We start from the raw sequence: 20,715 nt of genomic DNA, 5'->3' as shown, positions 1-20,715 counted from the left end.
CAGTGATGGCCGTGAGCCCGCGATGACCATGAATTCAGAACTTTCCGCCGCTGCTGTCGAGTCCGACGCAGTGCCGCGCAAGAGTCGCAAGAACAATCCGGAAAAGACCCGTGAAAACATTCTCCAGGAGGCGATCGTCGAGTTCGTCCAGCAGGGCTTGTCCGGTGCCCGCGTCGACGCGATTGCCGAGCGTATCCACACCTCCAAGCGGATGATCTATTACTATTTCGGCAGCAAGGAGCAGTTGTACGTCGAGGTGCTGGAGAAGCTTTACGGCGATATCCGCAGCACGGAAAACCGCCTGCACCTGGACGAACTGCCGCCTGAGCTGGCGATCCGTCGACTGGTGGAATTCACTTTCGATCACCATGACCACAACGTCGATTTCGTGCGCATCGTCAGCATCGAAAATATCCACAACGCCGAGTACGTAAAGCGTTCCGATGCGATCAAGGCGCTGAACAACACGATCCTCGACACCTTGGGCGGGATTCTGCAACGAGGCGCGGACGAAGGTTTGTTCCGGCGTGGCATCGATGCGCTGGACGTGCACCTGCTGATCAGTTCGTTCTGCTTCTATCGCGTGTCGAACCGCCACACGCTGGGAGAAATCTTCCAGATCGACCTGCCGGACGAAACCATCAAGCAGCGCCACCGCGAGATGATCTGCGAATCGGTGTTGCGCTACCTGAAGGCCTGACTCGATCCCCCCTGTGGGAGCGAGCCCGCTCGCGAAAGCGGTGTGTCAGTCGCCCTGTTCGTTGACTGAATCGACGCCTTCGCGAGCAGGCTCGCTCCCACAAGAGTTACCCTGTTGTTCAGCCATTCATGCTCTGAAAATGCTCGAGCATGCGCTGCACATCCGGCACCACGCCGCTGAACAGTTCAAACGCCTTCACCGCCTGAAACACCGCCATGTTGCCGCCATCCAGCGTGCGGCAACCCAAGGCGCGGGCGTCGCGCAGCAGTTCGGTTTCCAGCGGGAAATACACGATCTCCGCGACCCACATTGCCTTGCGTAGCAACCCGGCCGGCACCGGTGAACCCGGCAGCTTGGCCATGCCCATCGGCGTGGTGTTGACCAGGCCATCGGCCTGCGCCAGCGCCCCGGGCAAATCCGCTCCGGCCTGCGCGCGACCGGCGCCAAAATGTTGATTCAGATTGTTCGCCAGACTTTCCGCGCGCTCGCGATCAACATCAAAAATCGTCAATTGCCGTACGCCTTCGCTGAGCAGCGCGTGGGCCACTGCCGCGCCAGCCCCACCGGCGCCCATCTGGACGACGCGTTCACGGGCAGCGTCTGTCAGACCCCGGCGAAAACCCTCGGCGAAACCGAGGCAATCGGTGTTGTGGCCGACACGCTTGCCGTCCTTCAACACCACCGTGTTCACCGCGCCGATGCCACGGGCTTCCGGCGACAACTCGTCGAGCAGCGGGATGACCGCCTGTTTGCACGGGAAAGTGATGTTCAACCCGGTGTAATTCATCCGCTCCGCCGCTTGCAGCAAGTCGGGCAGGGCCGTGCTGTCGAGGTGCAATTGATCGAGGTCGATGAGCTGGTACAGATAACGCAGGCCCTGCGCATCACCTTCGTGCTCATGCAGTGCCGGCGTACGTGAAGCCTGAATCCCGGCGCCGATCAGCCCGGCGAGTATCACCTTGGAACGCGACATGGTTCTTACCTCTGCAACCGCTGGCTGAAATGCTCCAGCGCCAGGCGATAGCCATGGCTGCCGAACCCGCACATCACCGCCGTGGCGATGCCGGAAACAAACGAATGATGACGAAACGGCTCACGGGCGTGGACGTTGGACAGATGCACCTCGATCACCGGCAATTCACTGGCGACCAGTGCATCGCGAATCGCCACGGACGTATGCGTCCACGCCGCCGGATTGATCACGATCCCGGCACAACGACCACGCGCGGCGTGAATCCAGTCGAGCAGCTCGCCTTCATGATTGGTCTGGCGAAATTCCACGGACAGACCGAACTCGTCAGCCGCGCGACCACACAGCGCGGAAATATCGGCCAGGGTTTCATGACCATAAGTCGCCGGCTCGCGGGTGCCGAGCAGGTTCAGGTTCGGGCCGTTAAGCACCAGAACGATAGGGGACATGGGGGCAACTCCACTTATTGTTTTTGGCATGGGCCGAGAGGTTCCGGCCTGTGGAGATAAAATGTACTAGATGGTTACATCGGTCAATTGAACAGAAATGACCTTGGCGTTTTATGTTCGGTGATCGCACAGATCAAAAGATCGCAGCCTTCGGCAGCTCCTACAGATAACCGCGTTCCACATGTAGGAGCTGCCGAAGGCTGCGATCTTTTAGAGCACCCACAAAAAAGCCGTCAATCACGACGGCTTTCTCGTACCAACTACCCGCAATCAACGCCGGGTCAGCAGCACACCGGATTCCATGTGATGGGTCCAGGGGAACTGGTCGAACAATGCGCACTTGGTAATGCGGTGGGTGTCATGCAACTGGGCGATGTTGGCCGCCAGGGTGTCCGGGTTGCAGGAAATGTAGAGGATGTTGTCGAAGCGCCGGGTCAGTTCGCAGGTGTCCGGGTCCATGCCGGCGCGTGGCGGGTCGACGAAGACGCTGCCGAATTCGTAGCTCTTCAGATCGATGCCGTGCAGGCGGCGGAACGGGCGCACTTCGTTGAGCGCTTCGGTCAGCTCCTCGGCGGACAAACGCACCAGCGTAACGTTATCCACAGCGTTTTCGCTGAGGTTGCTCAGGGCCGCGTTGACCGAAGTCTTGCTGATTTCGGTAGCGAGCACTTTGCGCACGCGAGTCGCCAGCGGCAGGGTGAAGTTGCCGTTGCCGCAGTACAACTCGAGCAGATCGTCGCTGCGATCGCCCAGCGCTTCGTAAGCCCAATTGAGCATCTTCTGGTTCACCGTGCCGTTGGGCTGGGTGAATGCGCCCTCGGGCTGGCGATAGCTGAAGGTGCGGCCGCCGACTTCGAGTTTCTCGACGACATAGTCCTGCCCGAGCACTTCGCGCTTGCCTTTGGAGCGGCCGATGATGCTCACGCCGAGATCTGCCGACAACTGAGTGGCTGCCGCATGCCAGTGCTCGTCCAGCGGACGGTGATAGCACAGGGTGATCATCGCGTCGCCGGCCAGCGTGGTCAGAAATTCGACCTGGAACAGCTTGTGGCTCAGCGCCGAACTGGCTTGCCACGCGGCCTTCAACTGCGGCATCAACTGGTTGATGCGCAGACTGGCAATCGGGAATTCTTCGATGAGGATCGGCGTGCGTTTGTCGTCCTGAGAGAACATCGCGTAATGCCGTTCGCCGCCCTCGCGCCACAGGCGGAATTCGGCGCGCAGGCGAAAGTTCTGCAGAGGCGAATCAAACACCGTCGGCGCAGGTGCATCGAACGGTGCCAGCAGATCACGCAAGCGCGTGACCTTGGCTTCGAGTTGTTCGGCGTAGGCTTGGGAATCGAAACTCATGCGTTGAACCAACCCAACTTGATCACAAACAGAATCGACAGAATCACCAGTGCCGGGTTCAGCTCACGGGCACGGCCGGACAGCAGCTTGATGGCAGTCCAGGCGATGAAGCCGAAGGCGATACCGTTGGCGATCGAATAGGTGAACGGCATGGCCAGCGCGGTAACCACAACCGGCGCAGCCACGGTGATGTCGTCCCAGTCTATTTCCGCCAGGCCGGAAGTCATCAGCACGGCGACGAACAGCAGCGCTGGTGCGGTGGCGAATGCCGGAACGCTGGCCGCCAGGGGCGAGAAGAACAGCGCCAGCAGAAACAGGATCGCCACGACGATGGCGGTCAGGCCTGTGCGGCCACCGGCACTGACGCCGGCAGCGGATTCGATGTAACTGGTAGTGGTCGACGTACCCAGCAGCGAGCCGGCCATGGCCGCCGTACTGTCGGCGATCAGCGCGCGGCCCATTTTCGGCATGTGGCCGTCCTTGCCCATCAGGCCGGCGCGCTTGGCGACGCCGATCAGGGTCCCGGAGTTGTCGAACAGGTCGACGAACAGGAAGGCGAAAATCACGCTGACCAGACCGATGTCCAGTGCGCCTTTGATGTCCAGTTGCAGGAAGGTTGGCGCCAGCGACGGCGGCATTGACATGATGCCGCCGAATTCGGTGACGTTCAGTACGATCGAGGCGATGGTTACGGCGAGAATGCCGATCAGCACCGCGCCACGCACTTTCAGCGCTTCGAGGGCGACGATCACGGCAAAGCCGACGGTGGCCAGAATCGGCGCCGGTTTGGTCAGATCGCCGAGGCCGACCATGGTCGCCGGGTTGCTGACCACGATGCCGGCATTGTGCAGGGCGATCAGTGCCAAGAACAGGCCGATACCCGCGGCAATCGCCGAGCGCAGTGGCAGCGGAATGGCGTTGATGATCCATTCACGGATGCGGAAGATCGACAGCAGAAAGAACAGCACGGCGGAAATGAACACCGCACCCAGCGCCACTTGCCAGGTGTGGCCCATGTGCAGCACCACGGTGTAGGTAAAGAAGGCGTTCAGGCCCATGCCCGGAGCGAGAGCGATCGGGTAGTTGGCGATCAGGCCCATCACGGTCGAGCCGATTGCAGCCGCCAGACAGGTGGCGACAAAGATCGCGCCTTTGTCCATGCCGGTCTCGCCGAGGATGCTCGGGTTGACGAACAGAATGTAAGCCATGGCCAGGAAAGTCGTGACGCCCGCAAGAATTTCGGTGCGCACGTTGGTGTTGTGTGCCTTGAGTTGAAACAGCCTTTCCAGCATGTCTGCTCCCCGTGGCGCGCGTGGCGCCGTGAATGTATCGACCTCAACAGCAAAGCACAGACCGTCGCAAGCGCCTGGAAAATTGTCGTGGGCCGGAAAAAGCCGCGCATCATACCAGCCGCGTGAGGAATTTGGCGGATGTTGGTGTCGATCGTCGGCGAAGTTTTGCGCAGCCGACAACTGCGCCATACTGCGCGCTGATTTTTTGGAGTGGGCAGGCATGCGCAACGGTTGGATCAGGATTTTCGGATGGATTGCAGCACTACTGGTGACAGCTCCGGCGTTCGCGGCATCGGCGCCGCCACTCTCCGAGGTGAAGGTGATCAAAGTGCAGTCACCGTCCTGCGGCCTGGAAGATATTGCCGATAACCAGCCGCAAACCCAATGCAATCACAGCGGGCCGAATATCAAAGTCTTCGTGCTGGAAGTCGGCTATGGCCAGAACCAGCCACACGTGACGCTGGATGGCTTCGAGGTCAACGGCACCCGAGGTCCGGTGTGCGCCTTCGATAATGGCAACCTCACCGAATGCACCCCCGGCAGCAAAACCGTCGGCTCTCTTTATACCTTCGATCTGGCCGGCAAACAGGAAGGCACCTTCAACTTCAGCAACACCTCGATCAACGCTCCGCGCAACACGCTTTCGACCCAGCTTTACATCAAGTAACGGCTGTCTGCGAACAGGGTGGGACAAAGCTGACTACGCTTGACTGACTATCCAGCGGAAAGCGCCCATGACTTCCAGAGCCCTGATTGCCCTCGCCGAGGGCATCGACGATTTGCAAAGCGTGACCCTGATCGACGTGCTGCGCCGTGCCGGTATCGAAGTGGTTGCCGCCAGTATCGAAGGCCGGCGCATGCTGACCTGCGCGCGCGGCACCCGGCTGACTGCCGACGGCATGCTGGTCGATGTGCTGGCGCAGAGTTTCGACCTGATTGTCCTGCCGGGCGGTGCCGTCGGTTCCCGGCATCTGGCGGCGCATCAGCCCTTGCAGCAATTGCTCAAGGACCAAGCCAGCGCCGGCCGCCTGTTCGCCGCCATCGGCGAAGCTCCGGCTGTCGCCCTGCAAGCATCAGGCGTGCTGCGCCAGCGACGCATGACCTGCCTGCCCGGCGCCAGCCATCAACTATCAGGCTGTACGTTTGTTGATCAAGCGGTGGTGGTCGACGGCAACTGCATCACGGCCCAAGGCTCGGGCGCGGCGCTGGAATTTGCCTTGGCCCTGGTCGAGCAGCTTGGTGGCAAGGCGTTGCGGGCGAGGGTGGCGGGGGAGTTGATGGCCTGAAGGATTCAGGCCTTCTCTTCCACCGGCACATGCATCCGATCCCGACTCGCCAACGTCGGAAACAGTTTGATCCACGTCCCCGTTACCACCAGCGTGCCGATCCCGCCCATCACCACGGCCGGCACGGTGCCGAACCAGTGGGCGGTGAGGCCGGATTCGAATTCGCCCAACTGGTTCGATGCGCCGATGAACAGGCCGTTGACCGCACTGACCCGGCCGCGCATTTCGTCGGGGGTTTCCAGTTGTACGAACGAGGCGCGGATGACCATGCTGATCATGTCCGCTGCGCCGAGCACCACCAGCACCGCCAGCGAGAACCAGAACGAGGTCGACAGGCCGAACGCGATGGTAGCGACGCCGAAGATGCCGACGGCGGTGAACATCACCCGGCCGACATTGCGTTCCACGGCAAATCGCGCCAGAAACAGCGACATCAGCAACGCACCCACCGCCGGCGCCGAGCGCAACAGGCCAAGGCCCCACGGGCCGGTCAGCAGAATGTCCTTGGCGAATACCGGCAGCAACGCCGTGGCGCCACCGAGCAACACGGCGAACAGGTCCAGCGAGATCGCTCCGAGGATGTCCGGACGGCTGCGGATGAAGCGAATTCCCGCCAGCAGCGAGTCCAGCGTGGCTTTGCCTTTATTCAATGGCGTCTGGCGTGCCGGCAGGTTGAGCATCAGCGCGCAGGCGATCACGTACAGCAGCACGGTCGGGCCGTAGACCCAGACGCTGCCGAACGCATAGAGCAAACCGCCAAGAGCCGGAGCGACGATAGTGGCCGACTGCTGCGCCGATTGCGCGGCGGCAACCGCACGGGGGAAAAGCGCACTGGGGACGATGCTCGGCAGCAAGGCCTGAGTCGTCGGCATCTCGAACGAACGGGCGGCGCCGAGCAGGAAGGCGAGGATGAAAATCATCTCGCGGGTGACGTGATCGGTGGCGCTGCCGATAGCCAGCGCCAAGGCAATCAGTGCCTGCAACGACTGGCAAAGCGCGGCGACCTTGCGCCGATCATAGCGATCGGCAACGTGCCCGGTGTGCAGCATGAACAGCACGCGCGGGGCGAATTCGACCAGACCGACCAGGCCCAGATCCAGCACGTTGCCAGTCAGCTGATACAGGTTCCAGCCGATCGCGACGGTGAGCATCTGGAAACCGCTGGCGGTGAAAATCCGCGCCAGCCAAAAGGCCATGAATGGACGATGGTGACGTAACAGCAGGGGCTCTTGAATGGGCATCTGAAGGCAGGTCTTGGGCGAGTGAACGGCGAGATTATCACCAGTCTGTAACAGGAAGTTGCTACGAGATGCAATTCAGTTAGCCAGACATCGATCTTTCATGCTGACAATCAACCCTGTGGTGAGGGGATTTATCCCCGTTGGGTCGCGCAGCGGCCCCAAAAGCTGGAAGCGACGACTGCTGCGCAGCCGAACGGGGATAAATCCCCTCGCCACAGGGGAGTGAGGCAACTTGTCACGCGGCAAACCACCACGCAGTTCATTGGTAAAAATGGGACTACTCTTTCAACGTTGCTTGATCCAGATCAAGACCCCGACCGGAACTGATCTGGCGGCCATTTGGCCAGACTCCCTGCGTTGCGATGGTTGCAAAAAAAGAACGAATCCGAATTCGCCGCACTCCATATCCGTGGGGGCAGTGGTGCAGGCCTCCGGGCCAGCTACCCGTATTACCTGACAGAGGAAGCCATATGTTCGGTTTAGAGGCTCTCGATCTCGCCCGAATTCAGTTCGCGTTCACCATCTCGTTCCACATTCTGTTCCCGGCCATCACGATTGGCCTGGCGAGTTACCTGGCGGTGCTCGAAGGCTTGTGGCTGAAGACCCGCAACGACACCTACCGCGATCTCTACCATTTCTGGTCGAAGATTTTTGCCGTCAACTTCGGCATGGGCGTGGTTTCCGGGCTGGTCATGGCTTATCAGTTCGGCACCAACTGGAGTCGTTTTTCCGACTTCGCCGGTGCCGTCACCGGGCCGTTGCTGACCTATGAAGTGCTCACCGCGTTCTTCCTTGAGGCCGGTTTCCTTGGCGTCATGCTGTTCGGCTGGAACAAGGTCGGGCGCGGCCTGCACTTCTTCTCGACGGTGATGGTAGCGATCGGCACGCTGATTTCGACCTTCTGGATTCTCGCCTCCAACAGCTGGATGCAGACCCCGCAAGGCTTTGAAATCGTCAACGGTCAGGTGATCCCCACCGACTGGCTGGCAATCATCTTCAACCCGTCATTCCCTTACCGGCTGATGCACATGGCCACGGCCGCGTTCGTCGCGACGGCGTTCTTCGTCGGCTCGTCGGCGGCCTGGCACCTGCTGCGCGGCAGAGACAACCCGGCGATCCGCACCATGCTGTCGATGGCCATGTGGATGGCATTGATCGTCGCGCCGATTCAAGCGGTGATCGGCGACTTCCACGGCCTCAACACGCTCAAGCATCAGCCAGCGAAAATCGCTGCGATCGAAGGCCACTGGGAAAACCATGGCGACGAAGCGACGCCGCTGATCCTGTTCGGCTGGCCGGACATGAAAGAAGAGCGCACCAAGTTCGCTGTGGAGATTCCCTACCTCGGCAGCCTGATCCTCACCCACTCGCTGGATAAACAAGTACCGGCGCTGAAGGAATTCCCACCGGAAGACCGGCCGAATTCGACCATCGTGTTCTGGTCGTTCCGGATCATGGTCGGCCTCGGTTTCCTGATGATCTTCACCGGTTTGTGGAGTCTGTGGCTGCGCAAACGCGACTCGCTGTATACCTCGCGGCCGTTCCTGCGTCTGGCCTTGTGGATGGGGCCGTCCGGCCTGATCGCGATTCTCGCCGGGTGGTTCACCACGGAAATCGGTCGTCAACCGTGGGTGGTCTATGGCCTGATGCGCACCGCAGATGCTTCGTCCAACCACAGCTTCATGCAGATGAGCATCACCCTGATCATGTTCGTCGTGGTGTATTTCGCGCTGTTCGGCGCCGGTCTCGGCTACATGATGCGCCTGGTGCGCAAAGGGCCGAAGATCAGCGAAGGCAGCGCAACGCCGGACGGTGGTCCAGGCAAGAAACGCACCCCGGCGCGTCCGTTGTCCGCAGCCGATGATCCGGCCGAGGGCGAGCACGAAGACAACACTCGCTTGACCAAGGAGATTTGACTCATGGGTATCGATCTTCCGCTGATCTGGGCCGTGATCATCATCTTCGGCATCATGATGTACGTGGTCATGGACGGCTTCGACCTGGGCATCGGCATTCTCTTCCCGTTCGTACCCGGCAAGACCGATCGCGACGTGATGATGAACACCGTCGCCCCGGTCTGGGACGGCAACGAAACCTGGCTGGTGCTGGGTGGCGCGGCGTTGTTCGGCGCCTTCCCGCTGGCCTATTCGGTGGTGTTGTCGGCGCTGTACCTGCCGCTGATCTTCATGCTCATGGGCCTGATCTTTCGCGGTGTGGCCTTCGAGTTCCGCTTCAAGGCGAAGGATGAAAAACGTCACCTGTGGGACAAGGCATTCATCGGTGGTTCGATCGCGGCGACGTTCTTTCAGGGCGTGGCGCTGGGAGCGTTCATCGATGGTCTGCCGGTGGTCAATCGCCAGTTCGCTGGAGGTTCACTGGACTGGCTGACACCGTTCACGCTGTTCTGCGGCGCGGCGCTGGTGGTGGCCTATGCCTTACTCGGCTGTACCTGGCTGATCATGAAAACCGAAGGCAAGTTGCAGGAACAAATGCATGATCTGGCGCGACCGCTGGCGTTCGTCCTGTTGGCAGTGATTGGTGTCGTCAGCCTGTGGACGCCACTGTCGCATCCGGAAATCGCCTCACGCTGGTTCAGCATGCCGAATCTGTTCTGGTTCATGCCGGTGCCGATTCTGGTGCTGGTCACCTTGTACGGCCTGATCCGCGCGGTGGCACGTAACGCCAACTACACGCCGTTCCTGCTGACCCTGGTGCTGATCTTCCTCGGCTACAGTGGCTTGGGCATCAGCCTGTGGCCGAACATCGTGCCACCGTCGATCTCGATCTGGGACGCCGCCGCGCCGCCGCAAAGTCAGGGCTTCATGCTGGTCGGCACGTTGTTCATCATCCCGTTCATCCTGGGGTATACCTTCTGGAGCTACTACGTGTTCCGCGGCAAGGTGACCCATGAAGACGGTTACCACTAATCCAATGCTGGGCTTGCCCTGTGGGAGCGAGCCTGCTCGCGAAGGCGTCCGCAGTGACGCCTTGGCTTAACGGAGATCGATGCAATGACCGGCAAACATTCCCTGCACGACATTGAAGAAGCCGAAAAAAAGCCGCTGTGGCAGCGGCTCGGCTGGTTGGCCCTGATCTGGGTTGGCAGTGTCGGCGTGTTATTCATCGCCGCCAGCCTGATGCGCATGTTCATGAATGCCGCAGGTTTGACCACCCACTGAAATATCCCGTCCCGGCGCCTTCGGGTATGGACTTGCGACCCTCCTCACGGAGGGTTTTTTTATGCCGCAGATTTATTTGCGCGCTTTGAGGATGACGAATTTCGGCGTGGCCGCCACTTGCTCGACGCCACGAAACAAGCGCGCCAGTTTGCTGTGATAGCCCAGATGCCGATTGCCGACAATGTACAGCGCACCGCCGACCACCAGCGCCTCGCGCGCCTGCTGGAACATGCGCCAGGCGAGGAAATCGCCGACCACCTGTTGCTGATGGAACGGTGGGTTGCACAGCACCACGTCCAGCGACTGCGGCGCCTGCCCGGCCAGACCATCGCCAGCGCGCACGATCACTTCGCGATCGCCCAATGCCGCGCGCCAGTTCTCGGCAGCCGATTGCACCGCCATGAACGATTCGTCGACCAGCGTGTAATGCGCATCCGGGTTCTGCAAGGCGCTGGCGATTGCCAGAACACCGTTGCCGCAACCGAGATCGGCGACTCGCGCGTGGCCAAGGTTCTTTGGCAGATGCGGCAGAAACGCGCGAGTGCCGATGTCGAGGCCTTCGCGGCAGAACACATTGGCGTGGTTGAGCAGTTCGATTGCCGGTTCGTCGAGGCGATAGCGAGTCGGATAGGGCGATGTGGCGAGCGCTTTGGTTTCAGGCGTGGCGATCAGCAGTCGGGCTTTCTTCACGGCCAGCGACGCCTGCACCGGGCCAATGTAGCGCTCGAGCAGATCGCCGGCAGCGCGCGGCAGATGCTTGACCATGGCGGCGGCGATCACTTGCGCGCCCGGAGCGAGTTGCCCTTGCAGGCGGATCAACTGTTCTTCCAGTAGCGCCAGCGTCTTGGGAACGCGGATCAGCACCCGGTCAAACGGCCCGACCAAGGGCTCACTGGCCGGAACCGGACGAATCGCGTCGAACGCCTGGCCATTGCGCAGCAGATTCTTTTCCAGCCCGACGAAACCGAGGAACGAGTCGCCGCTGCTGCTCACCTCGACCTTGCCCAGCAGGCTGATCGCCAAGGCGCCAAAGCTGTCATTGAGCACCAGCACGCGGGTGCTGCTCTGAGGTTGTTCGCTGGCGAGATGATTGAGCAGGTATTCGTCCGCCGCATCGAAGGCTTGCAGCGGTTCATTCTGCTGTTCAGGCTGGCGGATCAGGTCGAGCTGGGCGAAAGGCGTTTCGAGCAAGGGCATGGGGCGGGGACTCAGGATATTCGGCAGATATCCCGTTGCCGGCAGATGGTGCGACGGGATCCGACCGAGTGGACTGCGATGCAAGCAGGTTGCGTCATCACTCGGAAAGGCCTGAATGGTACGTTTTTTTGCGCGTAAATACTCGCAGGATTACCGTGCGATATCGCTCGTCAGTCAGATAATCCCGGCACGAGCGGCGGCAATCACTGCGGAAATCTTGTTGCAGACGTTGAATTTTTCGATGACGTTTTGCACATGATAGTTAACGGTGCGTTCGCTCAGGCTGAGGATTCTCGAGATATCGTGAGCGGTCTTTCCCATGGCGGACAATTTCATGATCTCCAGTTCCCGGGACGATAGCCTCGGTTTGCTGGGTTTGGCCGGTGTGGGAACGGTGCGGGCATACAGGTCACTGAAGTGTCGGTTGGCAAAAAACAGATAACCGTAATGCTCATACAGTTCGAGCGGGCTGATCGGGCAGTGGGTTCGAGCCAGACTGATGATGCTGCACAAACCGCTGGTTTCGTCATGAAAGGCCTGCGACCAGCCATGCTGCAGCCCATTCTGTTTCAACGCCTGCCACAACTCGGGTGCATTGTTGAAGACTCTTTCTTCCCAGACGATGGGTAATATTGAGTGATTGCAATGCGCTATTACCGGATCAATATTGCGGAAGTTCTCTTTGTTGTACTGGATGTTCCATTCTTTCGGATAGTTATTGATTTGCAAGGCATTCAGATGGACATCACGGTGAGGGGACGTCACTGCTATTGCACAGTAGTTAAAGCCCAGGTTCTCGGCAAATCTCAGCAGTATCGGGTACGCCGCTTCAATGCCTTTGGCAAATGTCAGTTGTTTCAATTGTGATTCCTTCCACGTTTCCATGAACTTTGCCTCTGTATCTTGATATCGGGGTGCGGAATGGATCCAAAAGATCCGGCACGAATCGAAGTGTAGGATCTTTCCTGCGAAACGCCTTACATTTTTTCGAGATTGAAACTTTGATGTTTTTTATAAAGTGTTCTTAGCAATACGCGCTGTTATATTTTAACTGCCATCTTAAAGTTATTACTCTAGATCTAAAATTGACATCACATCGAATGTGCAGCGCTGATTCTGTCAATATCATTACCGTTGGCAGGTGTTTGGCAGCGCGGTTTTGCGGGACACTATAGGCAATCGTTTCAAGGAGTGCCTCATGACTGCCAGTGCCGAGAAGTACACCACCCAGACCTTGCTCGATGTGCAACCGTTGACGCCGAACCTGTTCACGCTGCGCACCAGCCGCGACCCCGGCTTTCGCTTCCGTGCCGGCCAGTTCGCCCGGCTGGGCGTCACCAAGGCCGATGGGAGCATGGTCTGGCGCGCCTATTCGATGGTGTCGTCGCCGTTCGACGAGTTTCTCGAGTTCTTTTCCATCGTCGTGCCGGGCGGCGAATTCACCAGTGAGCTGAGCCGGCTCCAGGTCGGCGACAGCTTGATGGTAGAACGCCAGGCGTTCGGCTACCTGACGCTGGATCGCTTTGTCGATGGCCGAGACCTGTGGTTACTGTCCACCGGCACCGGGGTGGCACCGTTTCTGTCGATCCTGCAGGACTTCGAGGTCTGGGAGAAATTCGAGCGGATCATTCTGGTCTACAGCGTGCGGGAGGCGCGGGAACTGGCTTATCAGGAGTTGATCGCCGGGTTGGCGCAACGGGACTATCTGAGCGAATACGCCCACAAGCTGCAATTCATCCCCACTGTGACCCGCGAAGCGCATCCAGGCGCGCTGCAGGGCCGGATTACTACGCTGATTGAAAACGGCGAACTGGAACGCGCGGCGGGCGTTGAGCTCTCGCCAGAGCATTCGCGTGTGATGTTGTGCGGCAACCCGCAGATGATCGACGACACCCGCGCCTTGCTCAAGCAGCGCGACATGCGCCTGAGCCTCACGCGCAAGCCGGGGCAGGTTGCGGTGGAAAATTACTGGTAACGAAAACGGCACCCGCGGGTGCCGTTTTGATGACTACCGAATGCCTCAGGGCCGCTCGTTCTGCGCCTTGAGCAGGTCGCGAATTTCGCCCAGCAGTTGCTCTTCCTTGCTCGGGATCGGCGGCGCGGTCGGTGCTACAGCTTCTTCGCGCTTGAGGCGGTTGATGGCTTTGACACCCATGAAAATCGCGAAAGCGACAATCACGAAATCCAGCACCGTCTGCAGGAATTTGCCGTAAGCCAGCACCACTGCGGGCGCATCGCCCTGGGCTGCTTTGAGCGTGACAGCCAGATCACTGAAGTCCACCCCACCGATCAACAGGCCAATCGGCGGCATGATCACGTCGCCGACAAACGACGAAACGATTTTGCCAAACGCCGCGCCGATGATGATACCGACGGCCATGTCGACCACATTGCCTTTGACCGCGAAGGCCTTGAACTCGCTAAGCACGCCCATAGTTATTTCCTTGTTACAGATGAGTTTGGTGTTGGCAGTGTAAATCAGCGAAACGCCTCCTGCGCGAAACACCTTCTTACAATGCCCGTTTTTATCGACACATCGATTGACGATTAGTTTGCAAATTGCCAGCAATCGCGCGCGGAATACGCGCTAACCCGCTGACGGGAAAGCCAATTTCTTCAATCATGGTGTTACGTTCTTTCTATTTATGTTCTGCGGCACAGGCCTCTAGCCTTGGTGTGGCGCACCTGGATGCGCCCAATAAAACCAGAGGAACCTGATATGACATCCACTCCTGGACTGGGGGCTTTTCCCTTCCGCCGCACCTTCGGCGTACTGACTGCCGGGCTGCTGACCTTCTCGGTCAACGCCGCTCCGCTGACCCGCGATAACGGCGCGGCAGTCGGTGACAATCAGAACTCGCAAACTGCCGGCGCCAACGGCCCGGTGCTGCTGCAGGATGTGCAACTGATCCAGAAGCTGCAGCGCTTCGATCGTGAACGCATCCCCGAGCGCGTCGTACACGCACGCGGCACCGGCGCTCACGGCACCTTCACCGTGACCGATGACCTCAGCGACCTGAGCAAGGCCAAGGTGTTCGCCGCAGGCCAGAGCACGCCGGTATTCGTGCGTTTCTCGGCGGTGGTGCATGGCAACCACTCCCCGGAAACCCTGCGTGACCCGCGCGGTTTCGCCACCAAGTTCTATACCGCTGACGGCAATTGGGATCTGGTCGGCAACAACTTCCCGACCTTCTTCATCCGTGATGCGATCAAATTCCCGGACATGGTCCACGCCTTCAAGCCCGATCCGCGCACCAACCTCGATGACGATTCGCGCCGGTTCGATTTCTTCTCCCATGTACCGGAAGCCACCCGCACGCTGACCGAGTTGTATTCCAACTACGGCACTCCGGCCAGTTACCGGGAGATGGATGGCAATGGTGTTCATGCCTATAAGCTGATCAATGCCAAGAATGAAGTTCACTACGTGAAGTTTCACTGGAAGAGTCTGCAAGGCATCAAGAATCTCACGCCAAAACAAGTCAGCGAAGTTCAGGGTCAGGATTACAGTCATATGACCAACGACTTGGTGAGTAATATCAACAAGGGCAACTTTCCGAAGTGGGACTTGTACGTGCAGGTTCTCAAGCCACAGGATTTGTCCAAGTTTGATTTCGATCCACTGGATGCAACCAAGATCTGGCCGGGTATTGCCGAGCGCAAAGTTGGACAAATGGTCCTGAACCGTAATCCGGCCAATGTCTTCCAGGAAACCGAACAAGTTGCCATGGCTCCAGCCAACGTAGTTCCGGGTATCGAACCTTCGGAAGACCGCTTGTTGCAGGGCCGAGTGTTCTCTTATGCCGATACGCAGATGTATCGCCTCGGCGCCAACGCTTTGCAATTGCCGATCAACGCACCGAAAACCGCAGTGAACAATGGCAATCAGGATGGTGCGATGAATTTCGGCGCCAGCCAGTCCGGCGTCAACTACCAGCCAAGCCGCCTGCAACAGCGTGAAGAAACGCCAGCGGCGCGTTACAGCCAGTCGGCGCTGGCGGGCAGCACCCAGCAGGCGAAGATCCAGCGTGAGCAGAACTTCAAGCAGGCCGGTGATCTGTATCGCTCGTACAGCAAGCAGGAACGCCGCGACCTGATCGACAGCTTCGGCGGCTCACTGGCCACCACTGATGACGAGAGCAAGCACATCATCCTGTCGTTCCTGTACAAGGCCGACCCTGAGTACGGCAGCGGTGTGACCGAAGTGGCCAAGGGCGACCTCAGCCGTGTGAAAGCACTGGCGGCGAAACTGACCGACTGATAGCCATGCGGCGCACGCGAGGGCCTGTGCGGCCTCGCGTGCGCTCAAGGAGAGCCCGATGCGTGTTTTTCTTTTATGCCTGGCCGGGTGCCTGTCGTTCAGCGCGTGGGCGGCACCGGTCGAGCAAAGTCCCGAGGCGGTCAAGGCGCAGTTGCAGGATTACTACTTCGACGCCGCCCGCCGGGGTGATGTGCCGATGCTCGAGACCTTTATCGAGTCTGGCTATTCCCTCGATACCCGCGACAGCAAGGGTTACACCGCGCTGATCCTGGCGGCCTATCACGGTCAGGCGCCGGCGGTTGAGCGCCTGCTCGCCGCTGGCGCAGATGCCTGTGCCCAGGACCAACGCGGTAACACGGCGCTGATGGGCGCGATATTCAAAGGCGAATTACAGATCGCCCGGCGACTGATGGCCAGCGATTGCAGCCCCGACCAGCGTAATGGCGCCGGACAGACAGCGGCGATGTACGCCGGGCTGTTCAAGCGTCTGGAATTGCTTGATGCGTTGAAAGCCAGAGGCGCCGACCTCAATGCCGAGGATCCGCTGGGCAACAGCGCCGCACGTCTGGCCAGCGGCGAAATCCGTACTGCTGCGCCGCGCTGATCGGCGGTGGCTGCGTTATCATCGCGTCTTTTGTTCCGGGGGGTTCTGATGGCCAAGGCCAAGCGCATGTACGGCTGCACCGAGTGCGGCGCAACCTTTCCCAAGTGGGCCGGGCAGTGCGGCGAGTGCGGTGCCTGGAACACCCTGACCGAAACCATGATCGAAAGCGGCGGCGCCACGGCACCTACCGGGCGCACCGGTTGGGCTGGCCAGCAGGCGCAGATCAAGACGCTCGCCGAAGTCAGCATCGAAGAGATTCCACGTTTTTCCACCGCCTCCGGTGAGCTCGACCGCGTGCTCGGCGGTGGTCTGGTCGATGGCTCGGTTGTGCTGATCGGCGGTGATCCGGGGATCGGCAAATCGACCATTCTGTTGCAAACCCTGTGCAATCTGGCCAAAAGCATGCCGGCGCTGTACGTCACTGGTGAGGAATCCCAGCAGCAGGTGGCGATGCGCGCCCGCCGTCTCGGCCTGCCGCAGGATCAACTGCGGGTGATGACCGAAACCTGCATCGAAACCATCATTGCCACCGCCCGCCAGGAAAAGCCCAAGGTGATGGTGATCGACTCGATCCAGACCATCTTCACCGAACAGCTGCAATCGGCGCCGGGCGGCGTGTCGCAGGTGCGTGAAAGTGCGGCGCTGCTGGTGCGTTACGCCAAACAGAGCGGCACGGCGATCTTCCTCGTCGGCCACGTCACCAAAGAGGGCGCCTTGGCCGGTCCGCGTGTTCTGGAACACATGGTCGATACCGTGCTGTATTTCGAAGGTGAATCCGATGGTCGTCTACGTCTGCTGCGCGCGGTGAAGAACCGTTTCGGGGCGGTCAACGAATTGGGCGTGTTCGGCATGACCGACAAGGGCCTGAAAGAAGTCTCCAACCCATCGGCGATTTTTCTCACCCGCGCCCAGGAAGAAGTCCCGGGCAGTGTGGTCATGGCGACGTGGGAAGGCACCCGACCGATGCTGGTGGAAGTGCAGGCGCTGGTCGATGACAGCCATCTGGCCAACCCGCGTCGGGTGACGCTGGGGCTGGATCAGAACCGTCTGGCGATGTTGCTCGCGGTGCTGCACCGCCACGGCGGGATTCCGACCCACGATCAGGACGTGTTCCTCAACGTGGTCGGTGGCGTGAAGGTGCTGGAGACAGCGTCGGATCTGGCGTTGATGGCGGCGGTGATGTCGAGTCTGCGCAATCGGCCGTTACCGCATGATCTGCTGGTGTTCGGCGAAGTCGGCCTGTCTGGCGAAGTGCGCCCGGTGCCGAGCGGGCAGGAGCGGCTGAAAGAAGCGGCCAAGCACGGTTTCAAACGCGCGATCGTGCCGAAGGGTAATGCTCCGAAGGAATCGCCGGCGGGGTTGCAGATCATTGCCGTGACCCGTCTCGAACAAGCGCTCGACGCACTGTTTGAGTGAACGCCGAACCTATGTGGTGAGGGGATTTATCCCCGTTGGGCTGCGCAGCAGACCCGTTTTTCAGGGCCGCTGCGCGCCCCAACGGGGATAAATCCCCTCGCCACATAAGTCCCCTCACCCCATAGATCCCCTCACCACAGGGCATTCCAAATTGGGATTGGGGGGGCTAGATTTCGATCAGCGCACCCAGTTCGCGCTCCAGTTCTGCCTCATCCGCCAGATTCAACTCGATCAAGCGGCGCAGGCGCTGGATTGATTCCAGGCTGATGTGCCGGCAGATGAACCCCAAGTGGCCGTTTTCCTCGTGGGCCAGATGCACGTCCATTTCGATATCGACGTCTTCGCTCAAATGAATGTCGACTAGGAAGTCCTGCTCTTTATCTCCAAGCCACGGCTCCGGTCGCTCGATCAGCAGGCCCTTGAGCGACAGGTCGATCAACTTGACCGGCCAGATGTACTCGCCCTGTTTCAGCTCGGTTCGGGCATCGAACGCAATACGTTTGAAACGACGTCGATTGGCGGGGTGCTCGCTCATGGCGCAATCCTCATGAAGGTTCGCTGACTATAGACCGCGAATGCGGGCGCCAGCCAATCGCTCAAGCGTCTAGACCTATGTCGGGGTATGGCCTTTGGCGCCGTAAGCGCTAAACTCGGGGTGGCTGTCTTTCTTGTCCACCCTGGCTGGAATAATAAAATGAAAAATAATAATAGCCTGCTGCGCCACTTACCCTGGCTCGTGCTGGCAATCGTAGGAGCGTGCGCCCTGGGCGTAGTGGCATTGCGCCGCGGCGAGGCGATCAACGCCTTGTGGATTGTGGTCGCTGCCGTGGCCATTTATCTGGTTGCGTACCGTTACTACAGTCTGTTCATCGCCAACAACGTGATGCAACTGGATCCGCGTCGGGCCACCCCCGCCGTGCTCAACAACGATGGTCTGGACTACGTGCCGACCAACAAACACATTCTTTTCGGTCACCACTTCGCGGCCATCGCTGGCGCGGGGCCGCTGGTCGGTCCGGTGCTGGCGGCGCAGATGGGGTATCTGCCCGGCACACTCTGGCTGATTGCCGGTGTGGTGCTGGCGGGCGCGGTGCAGGACTTCATGGTCCTGTTCATGTCGACCCGACGCAACGGCCGTTCCCTGGGCGACATGGTGCGTGAAGAGATGGGCCGGATTCCCGGGACCATCGCACTGTTCGGCTGCTTCCTGATCATGATCATCATTCTCGCGGTGCTGGCGCTGATCGTGGTCAAGGCCCTCGCCGAGAGCCCGTGGGGCATCTTCACCGTGATGGCGACCATCCCGATCGCGATGTTCATGGGCATTTACATGCGCTACATCCGCCCGGGCCGCATCGGCGAGATCTCCGTGGTCGGTGTGTTGCTGCTGCTCGGCTCGATCTGGCTGGGCGGGCAGATTGCTGCCGATCCGGTATGGGCCAAAGCCTTCACTTTCACCGGTGTGCAGATTACCTGGATGCTGGTCGGTTACGGTTTTGTCGCCGCGTCGCTGCCGGTCTGGCTGATTCTGGCGCCGCGTGACTATCTGTCGACCTTCCTCAAGATCGGCACCATCGTCGCCCTGGCGATCGGTATTCTGGTGACCATGCCCGAGCTGAAAATGCCGGCGCTGACCCAGTTCGTCGACGGCACCGGGCCGGTGTGGAAGGGCGGTCTGTTCCCGTTCCTGTTCATCACCATCGCTTGCGGTGCGGTTTCCGGTTTCCACGCGTTGATTTCGTCGGGCACCACGCCGAAGCTGCTGGATAACGAAACCAACGCCCGCTACATCGGTTACGGCGGCATGCTGATGGAATCGTTCGTAGCGATCATGGCCATGGTTGCCGCTTCGGTGATCGAGCCAGGCGTGTACTTCGCCATGAACAGCCCGGCCGCCGTGGTCGGCAGTGATGCGGCGTCAGTGGCGCAAATGGTCACCAGCTGGGGCTTCGCGATTACGCCGGAGGCGCTGCAAGCGGTTGCCCATGATATCGGCGAAACCACCATTCTGGCCCGCGCCGGTGGTGCGCCGACCCTGGCGGTCGGGATCGCGCAGATCCTGCACAGTGTCCTGCCGGGTGAAAACACCATGGCGTTCTGGTACCACTTCGCGATCCTGTTCGAAGCGCTGTTCATCCTCACCGCTGTGGACGCCGGTACCCGTGCCGGGCGTTTCATGCTGCAGGATCTGCTCGGCTCCTTCGTACCGGCGCTGAAGCGCACCGAATCGTGGACCGCCAACCTGATCGCCACCGCCGGTTGTGTGGCGATGTGGGGCTGGTTGCTGTATCAGGGCGTGATCGATCCACTGGGCGGCATCAACACCCTGTGGCCATTGTTCGGCATCTCCAACCAGATGCTCGCCGGTATCGCGCTGATGCTCGGCACCGTGGTCCTGATCAAGATGAAGCGCCAGCGCTACATCTGGGTCACCCTGTTGCCGGCCACCTGGCTGTTGATCTGCACCACCACTGCTGGCTTCATCAAGCTGTTCGACGCCAACCCGGCGATCGGCTTCCTGTCCCTGGCCAAGAAGTACAGCGATGCGCTGGCCAACGGTCAGGTGCTGGCGCCGGCGAAAAGCGTCGAGCAGATGCAGCACGTGATCTTCAACGCCTACACCAACGCCACACTCACCGCGCTGTTCCTGTTCGTGGTCTTCAGCATCCTGTTCTATGCGCTCAAGGTCGGCATCGCCGCCTGGGGCAAGAAAGAGCGTACGGATAAAGAATCGCCATTCCAGGCCCTGCCGGATGCGTAACCAGAGGAT

General features: G+C 60.1%; 20 protein-coding genes. 11 read left to right on the top strand and 9 right to left on the bottom strand.

The window, feature by feature from the left end; translation table 11 throughout:
- The first annotated feature begins 22 nt into the window (after positions 1 to 22).
- Complete coding sequence (locus CKW30_RS21665; RefSeq protein ID WP_016773079.1) at positions 23 to 700, top strand: TetR/AcrR family transcriptional regulator; 678 nt, start codon at positions 23 to 25, stop codon at positions 698 to 700.
- A 118-nt stretch (positions 701 to 818) separates the two neighbouring features.
- Here the strand turns inward: CKW30_RS21665 and CKW30_RS21660 are convergent, their stop codons facing one another.
- The 4 genes from CKW30_RS21660 to CKW30_RS21645 all read right to left on the bottom strand — a co-directional run bounded on the left by CKW30_RS21660 (position 819) and on the right by CKW30_RS21645 (position 4,761).
- On the bottom strand, positions 819 to 1,673 hold the full coding sequence (locus CKW30_RS21660) for a shikimate dehydrogenase (protein ID WP_095181871.1): 855 nt from the start codon (positions 1,671 to 1,673) through the stop codon (positions 819 to 821).
- A 5-nt stretch (positions 1,674 to 1,678) separates the two neighbouring features.
- The gene (gene aroQ, locus CKW30_RS21655) at positions 1,679 to 2,119 is read right to left on the bottom strand and encodes a type II 3-dehydroquinate dehydratase (protein ID WP_041477760.1); all 441 of its coding nucleotides are present in this window, start codon (positions 2,117 to 2,119) and stop codon (positions 1,679 to 1,681) included.
- Positions 2,120 to 2,389: 270 nt separating this feature from the next.
- On the bottom strand, positions 2,390 to 3,469 hold the full coding sequence (gene trmA / locus CKW30_RS21650) for a tRNA (uridine(54)-C5)-methyltransferase TrmA (protein ID WP_095181870.1): 1,080 nt from the start codon (positions 3,467 to 3,469) through the stop codon (positions 2,390 to 2,392).
- Positions 3,466 to 4,761, bottom strand: a complete 1,296-nt coding sequence (locus CKW30_RS21645; RefSeq protein ID WP_016773083.1) for an NCS2 family permease — start codon at positions 4,759 to 4,761, stop codon at positions 3,466 to 3,468. Before CKW30_RS21645 ends, trmA begins: the two co-directional genes overlap by 4 nt.
- 220 nt (positions 4,762 to 4,981) lie before the next feature.
- Between CKW30_RS21645 and CKW30_RS21640 the strand changes: the two genes are divergently transcribed.
- Together CKW30_RS21640 and CKW30_RS21635 are read left to right on the top strand one after the other, a co-directional pair.
- Positions 4,982 to 5,428: a DUF4879 domain-containing protein gene (locus tag CKW30_RS21640; RefSeq protein WP_095181869.1), complete on the top strand. Its 447-nt coding sequence runs from the start codon at positions 4,982 to 4,984 to the stop codon at positions 5,426 to 5,428.
- Positions 5,429 to 5,495: 67 nt separating this feature from the next.
- Positions 5,496 to 6,047 (top strand): DJ-1 family glyoxalase III, encoded by a 552-nt coding sequence (locus CKW30_RS21635; RefSeq protein ID WP_095181868.1) that lies wholly within the window; start codon positions 5,496 to 5,498, stop codon positions 6,045 to 6,047.
- A gap of 5 nt (positions 6,048 to 6,052) precedes the next feature.
- On the opposite strand, the gene CKW30_RS21630 is transcribed toward CKW30_RS21635, so the two are convergent.
- Positions 6,053 to 7,288 carry an MFS transporter gene (locus CKW30_RS21630; protein ID WP_095181867.1) on the bottom strand — a complete coding sequence of 412 codons (1,236 nt, stop codon included), beginning with the start codon at positions 7,286 to 7,288 and terminating at the stop codon, positions 6,053 to 6,055.
- Positions 7,289 to 7,758: 470 nt separating this feature from the next.
- On the opposite strand from CKW30_RS21630, the gene CKW30_RS21625 reads away from it, so the two are divergent.
- From CKW30_RS21625 to CKW30_RS21615, 3 genes are all read left to right on the top strand, one after another.
- A complete protein-coding gene (locus CKW30_RS21625; protein WP_095181866.1) occupies positions 7,759 to 9,204 on the top strand; it encodes a cytochrome ubiquinol oxidase subunit I in 1,446 nt (481 codons plus the stop codon).
- 3 nt (positions 9,205 to 9,207) lie between these two features.
- On the top strand, positions 9,208 to 10,215 hold the full coding sequence (gene cydB / locus CKW30_RS21620) for a cytochrome d ubiquinol oxidase subunit II (protein ID WP_024014408.1): 1,008 nt from the start codon (positions 9,208 to 9,210) through the stop codon (positions 10,213 to 10,215).
- An 84-nt stretch (positions 10,216 to 10,299) separates the two neighbouring features.
- Positions 10,300 to 10,467, top strand: a complete 168-nt coding sequence (locus CKW30_RS21615) for a DUF2474 domain-containing protein (RefSeq protein ID WP_016773090.1) — start codon at positions 10,300 to 10,302, stop codon at positions 10,465 to 10,467.
- Between the two features lie 72 nt (positions 10,468 to 10,539).
- On the opposite strand, the gene CKW30_RS21610 is transcribed toward CKW30_RS21615, so the two are convergent.
- Both CKW30_RS21610 and CKW30_RS21600 read right to left on the bottom strand, forming a co-directional pair.
- Positions 10,540 to 11,664, bottom strand: coding sequence for a class I SAM-dependent methyltransferase (locus tag CKW30_RS21610; RefSeq protein ID WP_095181865.1), 1,125 nt, complete (start codon positions 11,662 to 11,664; stop codon positions 10,540 to 10,542).
- A gap of 174 nt (positions 11,665 to 11,838) precedes the next feature.
- Positions 11,839 to 12,549, bottom strand: a complete 711-nt coding sequence (locus tag CKW30_RS21600; RefSeq protein WP_177434230.1) for an autoinducer binding domain-containing protein — start codon at positions 12,547 to 12,549, stop codon at positions 11,839 to 11,841.
- Between the two features lie 313 nt (positions 12,550 to 12,862).
- Between CKW30_RS21600 and CKW30_RS21595 the strand changes: the two genes are divergently transcribed.
- A complete protein-coding gene (locus tag CKW30_RS21595; protein WP_095181864.1) occupies positions 12,863 to 13,639 on the top strand; it encodes a ferredoxin--NADP reductase in 777 nt (258 codons plus the stop codon).
- A gap of 45 nt (positions 13,640 to 13,684) precedes the next feature.
- Here CKW30_RS21595 and mscL read toward each other — a convergent pair whose 3' ends face one another.
- Positions 13,685 to 14,098 carry a large-conductance mechanosensitive channel protein MscL gene (gene mscL / locus CKW30_RS21590; RefSeq protein ID WP_024014404.1) on the bottom strand — a complete coding sequence of 138 codons (414 nt, stop codon included), beginning with the start codon at positions 14,096 to 14,098 and terminating at the stop codon, positions 13,685 to 13,687.
- Between the two features lie 285 nt (positions 14,099 to 14,383).
- On the opposite strand from mscL, the gene katB reads away from it, so the two are divergent.
- From katB to radA, 3 genes are read left to right on the top strand one after another with little or no spacing between them, the layout of a single operon-like run.
- On the top strand, positions 14,384 to 15,925 hold the full coding sequence (gene katB, locus CKW30_RS21585; RefSeq protein ID WP_095181863.1) for a catalase KatB: 1,542 nt from the start codon (positions 14,384 to 14,386) through the stop codon (positions 15,923 to 15,925).
- A gap of 58 nt (positions 15,926 to 15,983) precedes the next feature.
- Positions 15,984 to 16,529: an ankyrin repeat domain-containing protein gene (locus CKW30_RS21580; protein ID WP_095181862.1), complete on the top strand. Its 546-nt coding sequence runs from the start codon at positions 15,984 to 15,986 to the stop codon at positions 16,527 to 16,529.
- A 48-nt stretch (positions 16,530 to 16,577) separates the two neighbouring features.
- Positions 16,578 to 17,945 (top strand): DNA repair protein RadA, encoded by a 1,368-nt coding sequence (gene radA, locus CKW30_RS21575; RefSeq protein ID WP_095181861.1) that lies wholly within the window; start codon positions 16,578 to 16,580, stop codon positions 17,943 to 17,945.
- Between the two features lie 166 nt (positions 17,946 to 18,111).
- Here radA and CKW30_RS21570 read toward each other — a convergent pair whose 3' ends face one another.
- Positions 18,112 to 18,480 (bottom strand): PilZ domain-containing protein, encoded by a 369-nt coding sequence (locus CKW30_RS21570; protein WP_041477779.1) that lies wholly within the window; start codon positions 18,478 to 18,480, stop codon positions 18,112 to 18,114.
- Positions 18,481 to 18,639: 159 nt separating this feature from the next.
- Here CKW30_RS21570 and CKW30_RS21565 point away from each other — a divergent pair, with 159 nt between their 5' ends.
- Positions 18,640 to 20,706 carry a carbon starvation CstA family protein gene (locus CKW30_RS21565; RefSeq protein WP_041477781.1) on the top strand — a complete coding sequence of 689 codons (2,067 nt, stop codon included), beginning with the start codon at positions 18,640 to 18,642 and terminating at the stop codon, positions 20,704 to 20,706.
- Positions 20,707 to 20,715 lie beyond the last annotated feature (9 nt).

This window comes from Pseudomonas sp. Irchel 3F6 (assembly GCF_900187595.1).
Taxonomy (GTDB): domain Bacteria; phylum Pseudomonadota; class Gammaproteobacteria; order Pseudomonadales; family Pseudomonadaceae; genus Aquipseudomonas; species Aquipseudomonas siliginis.
This window is presented reverse-complemented; position numbering and strand designations above follow the sequence as displayed.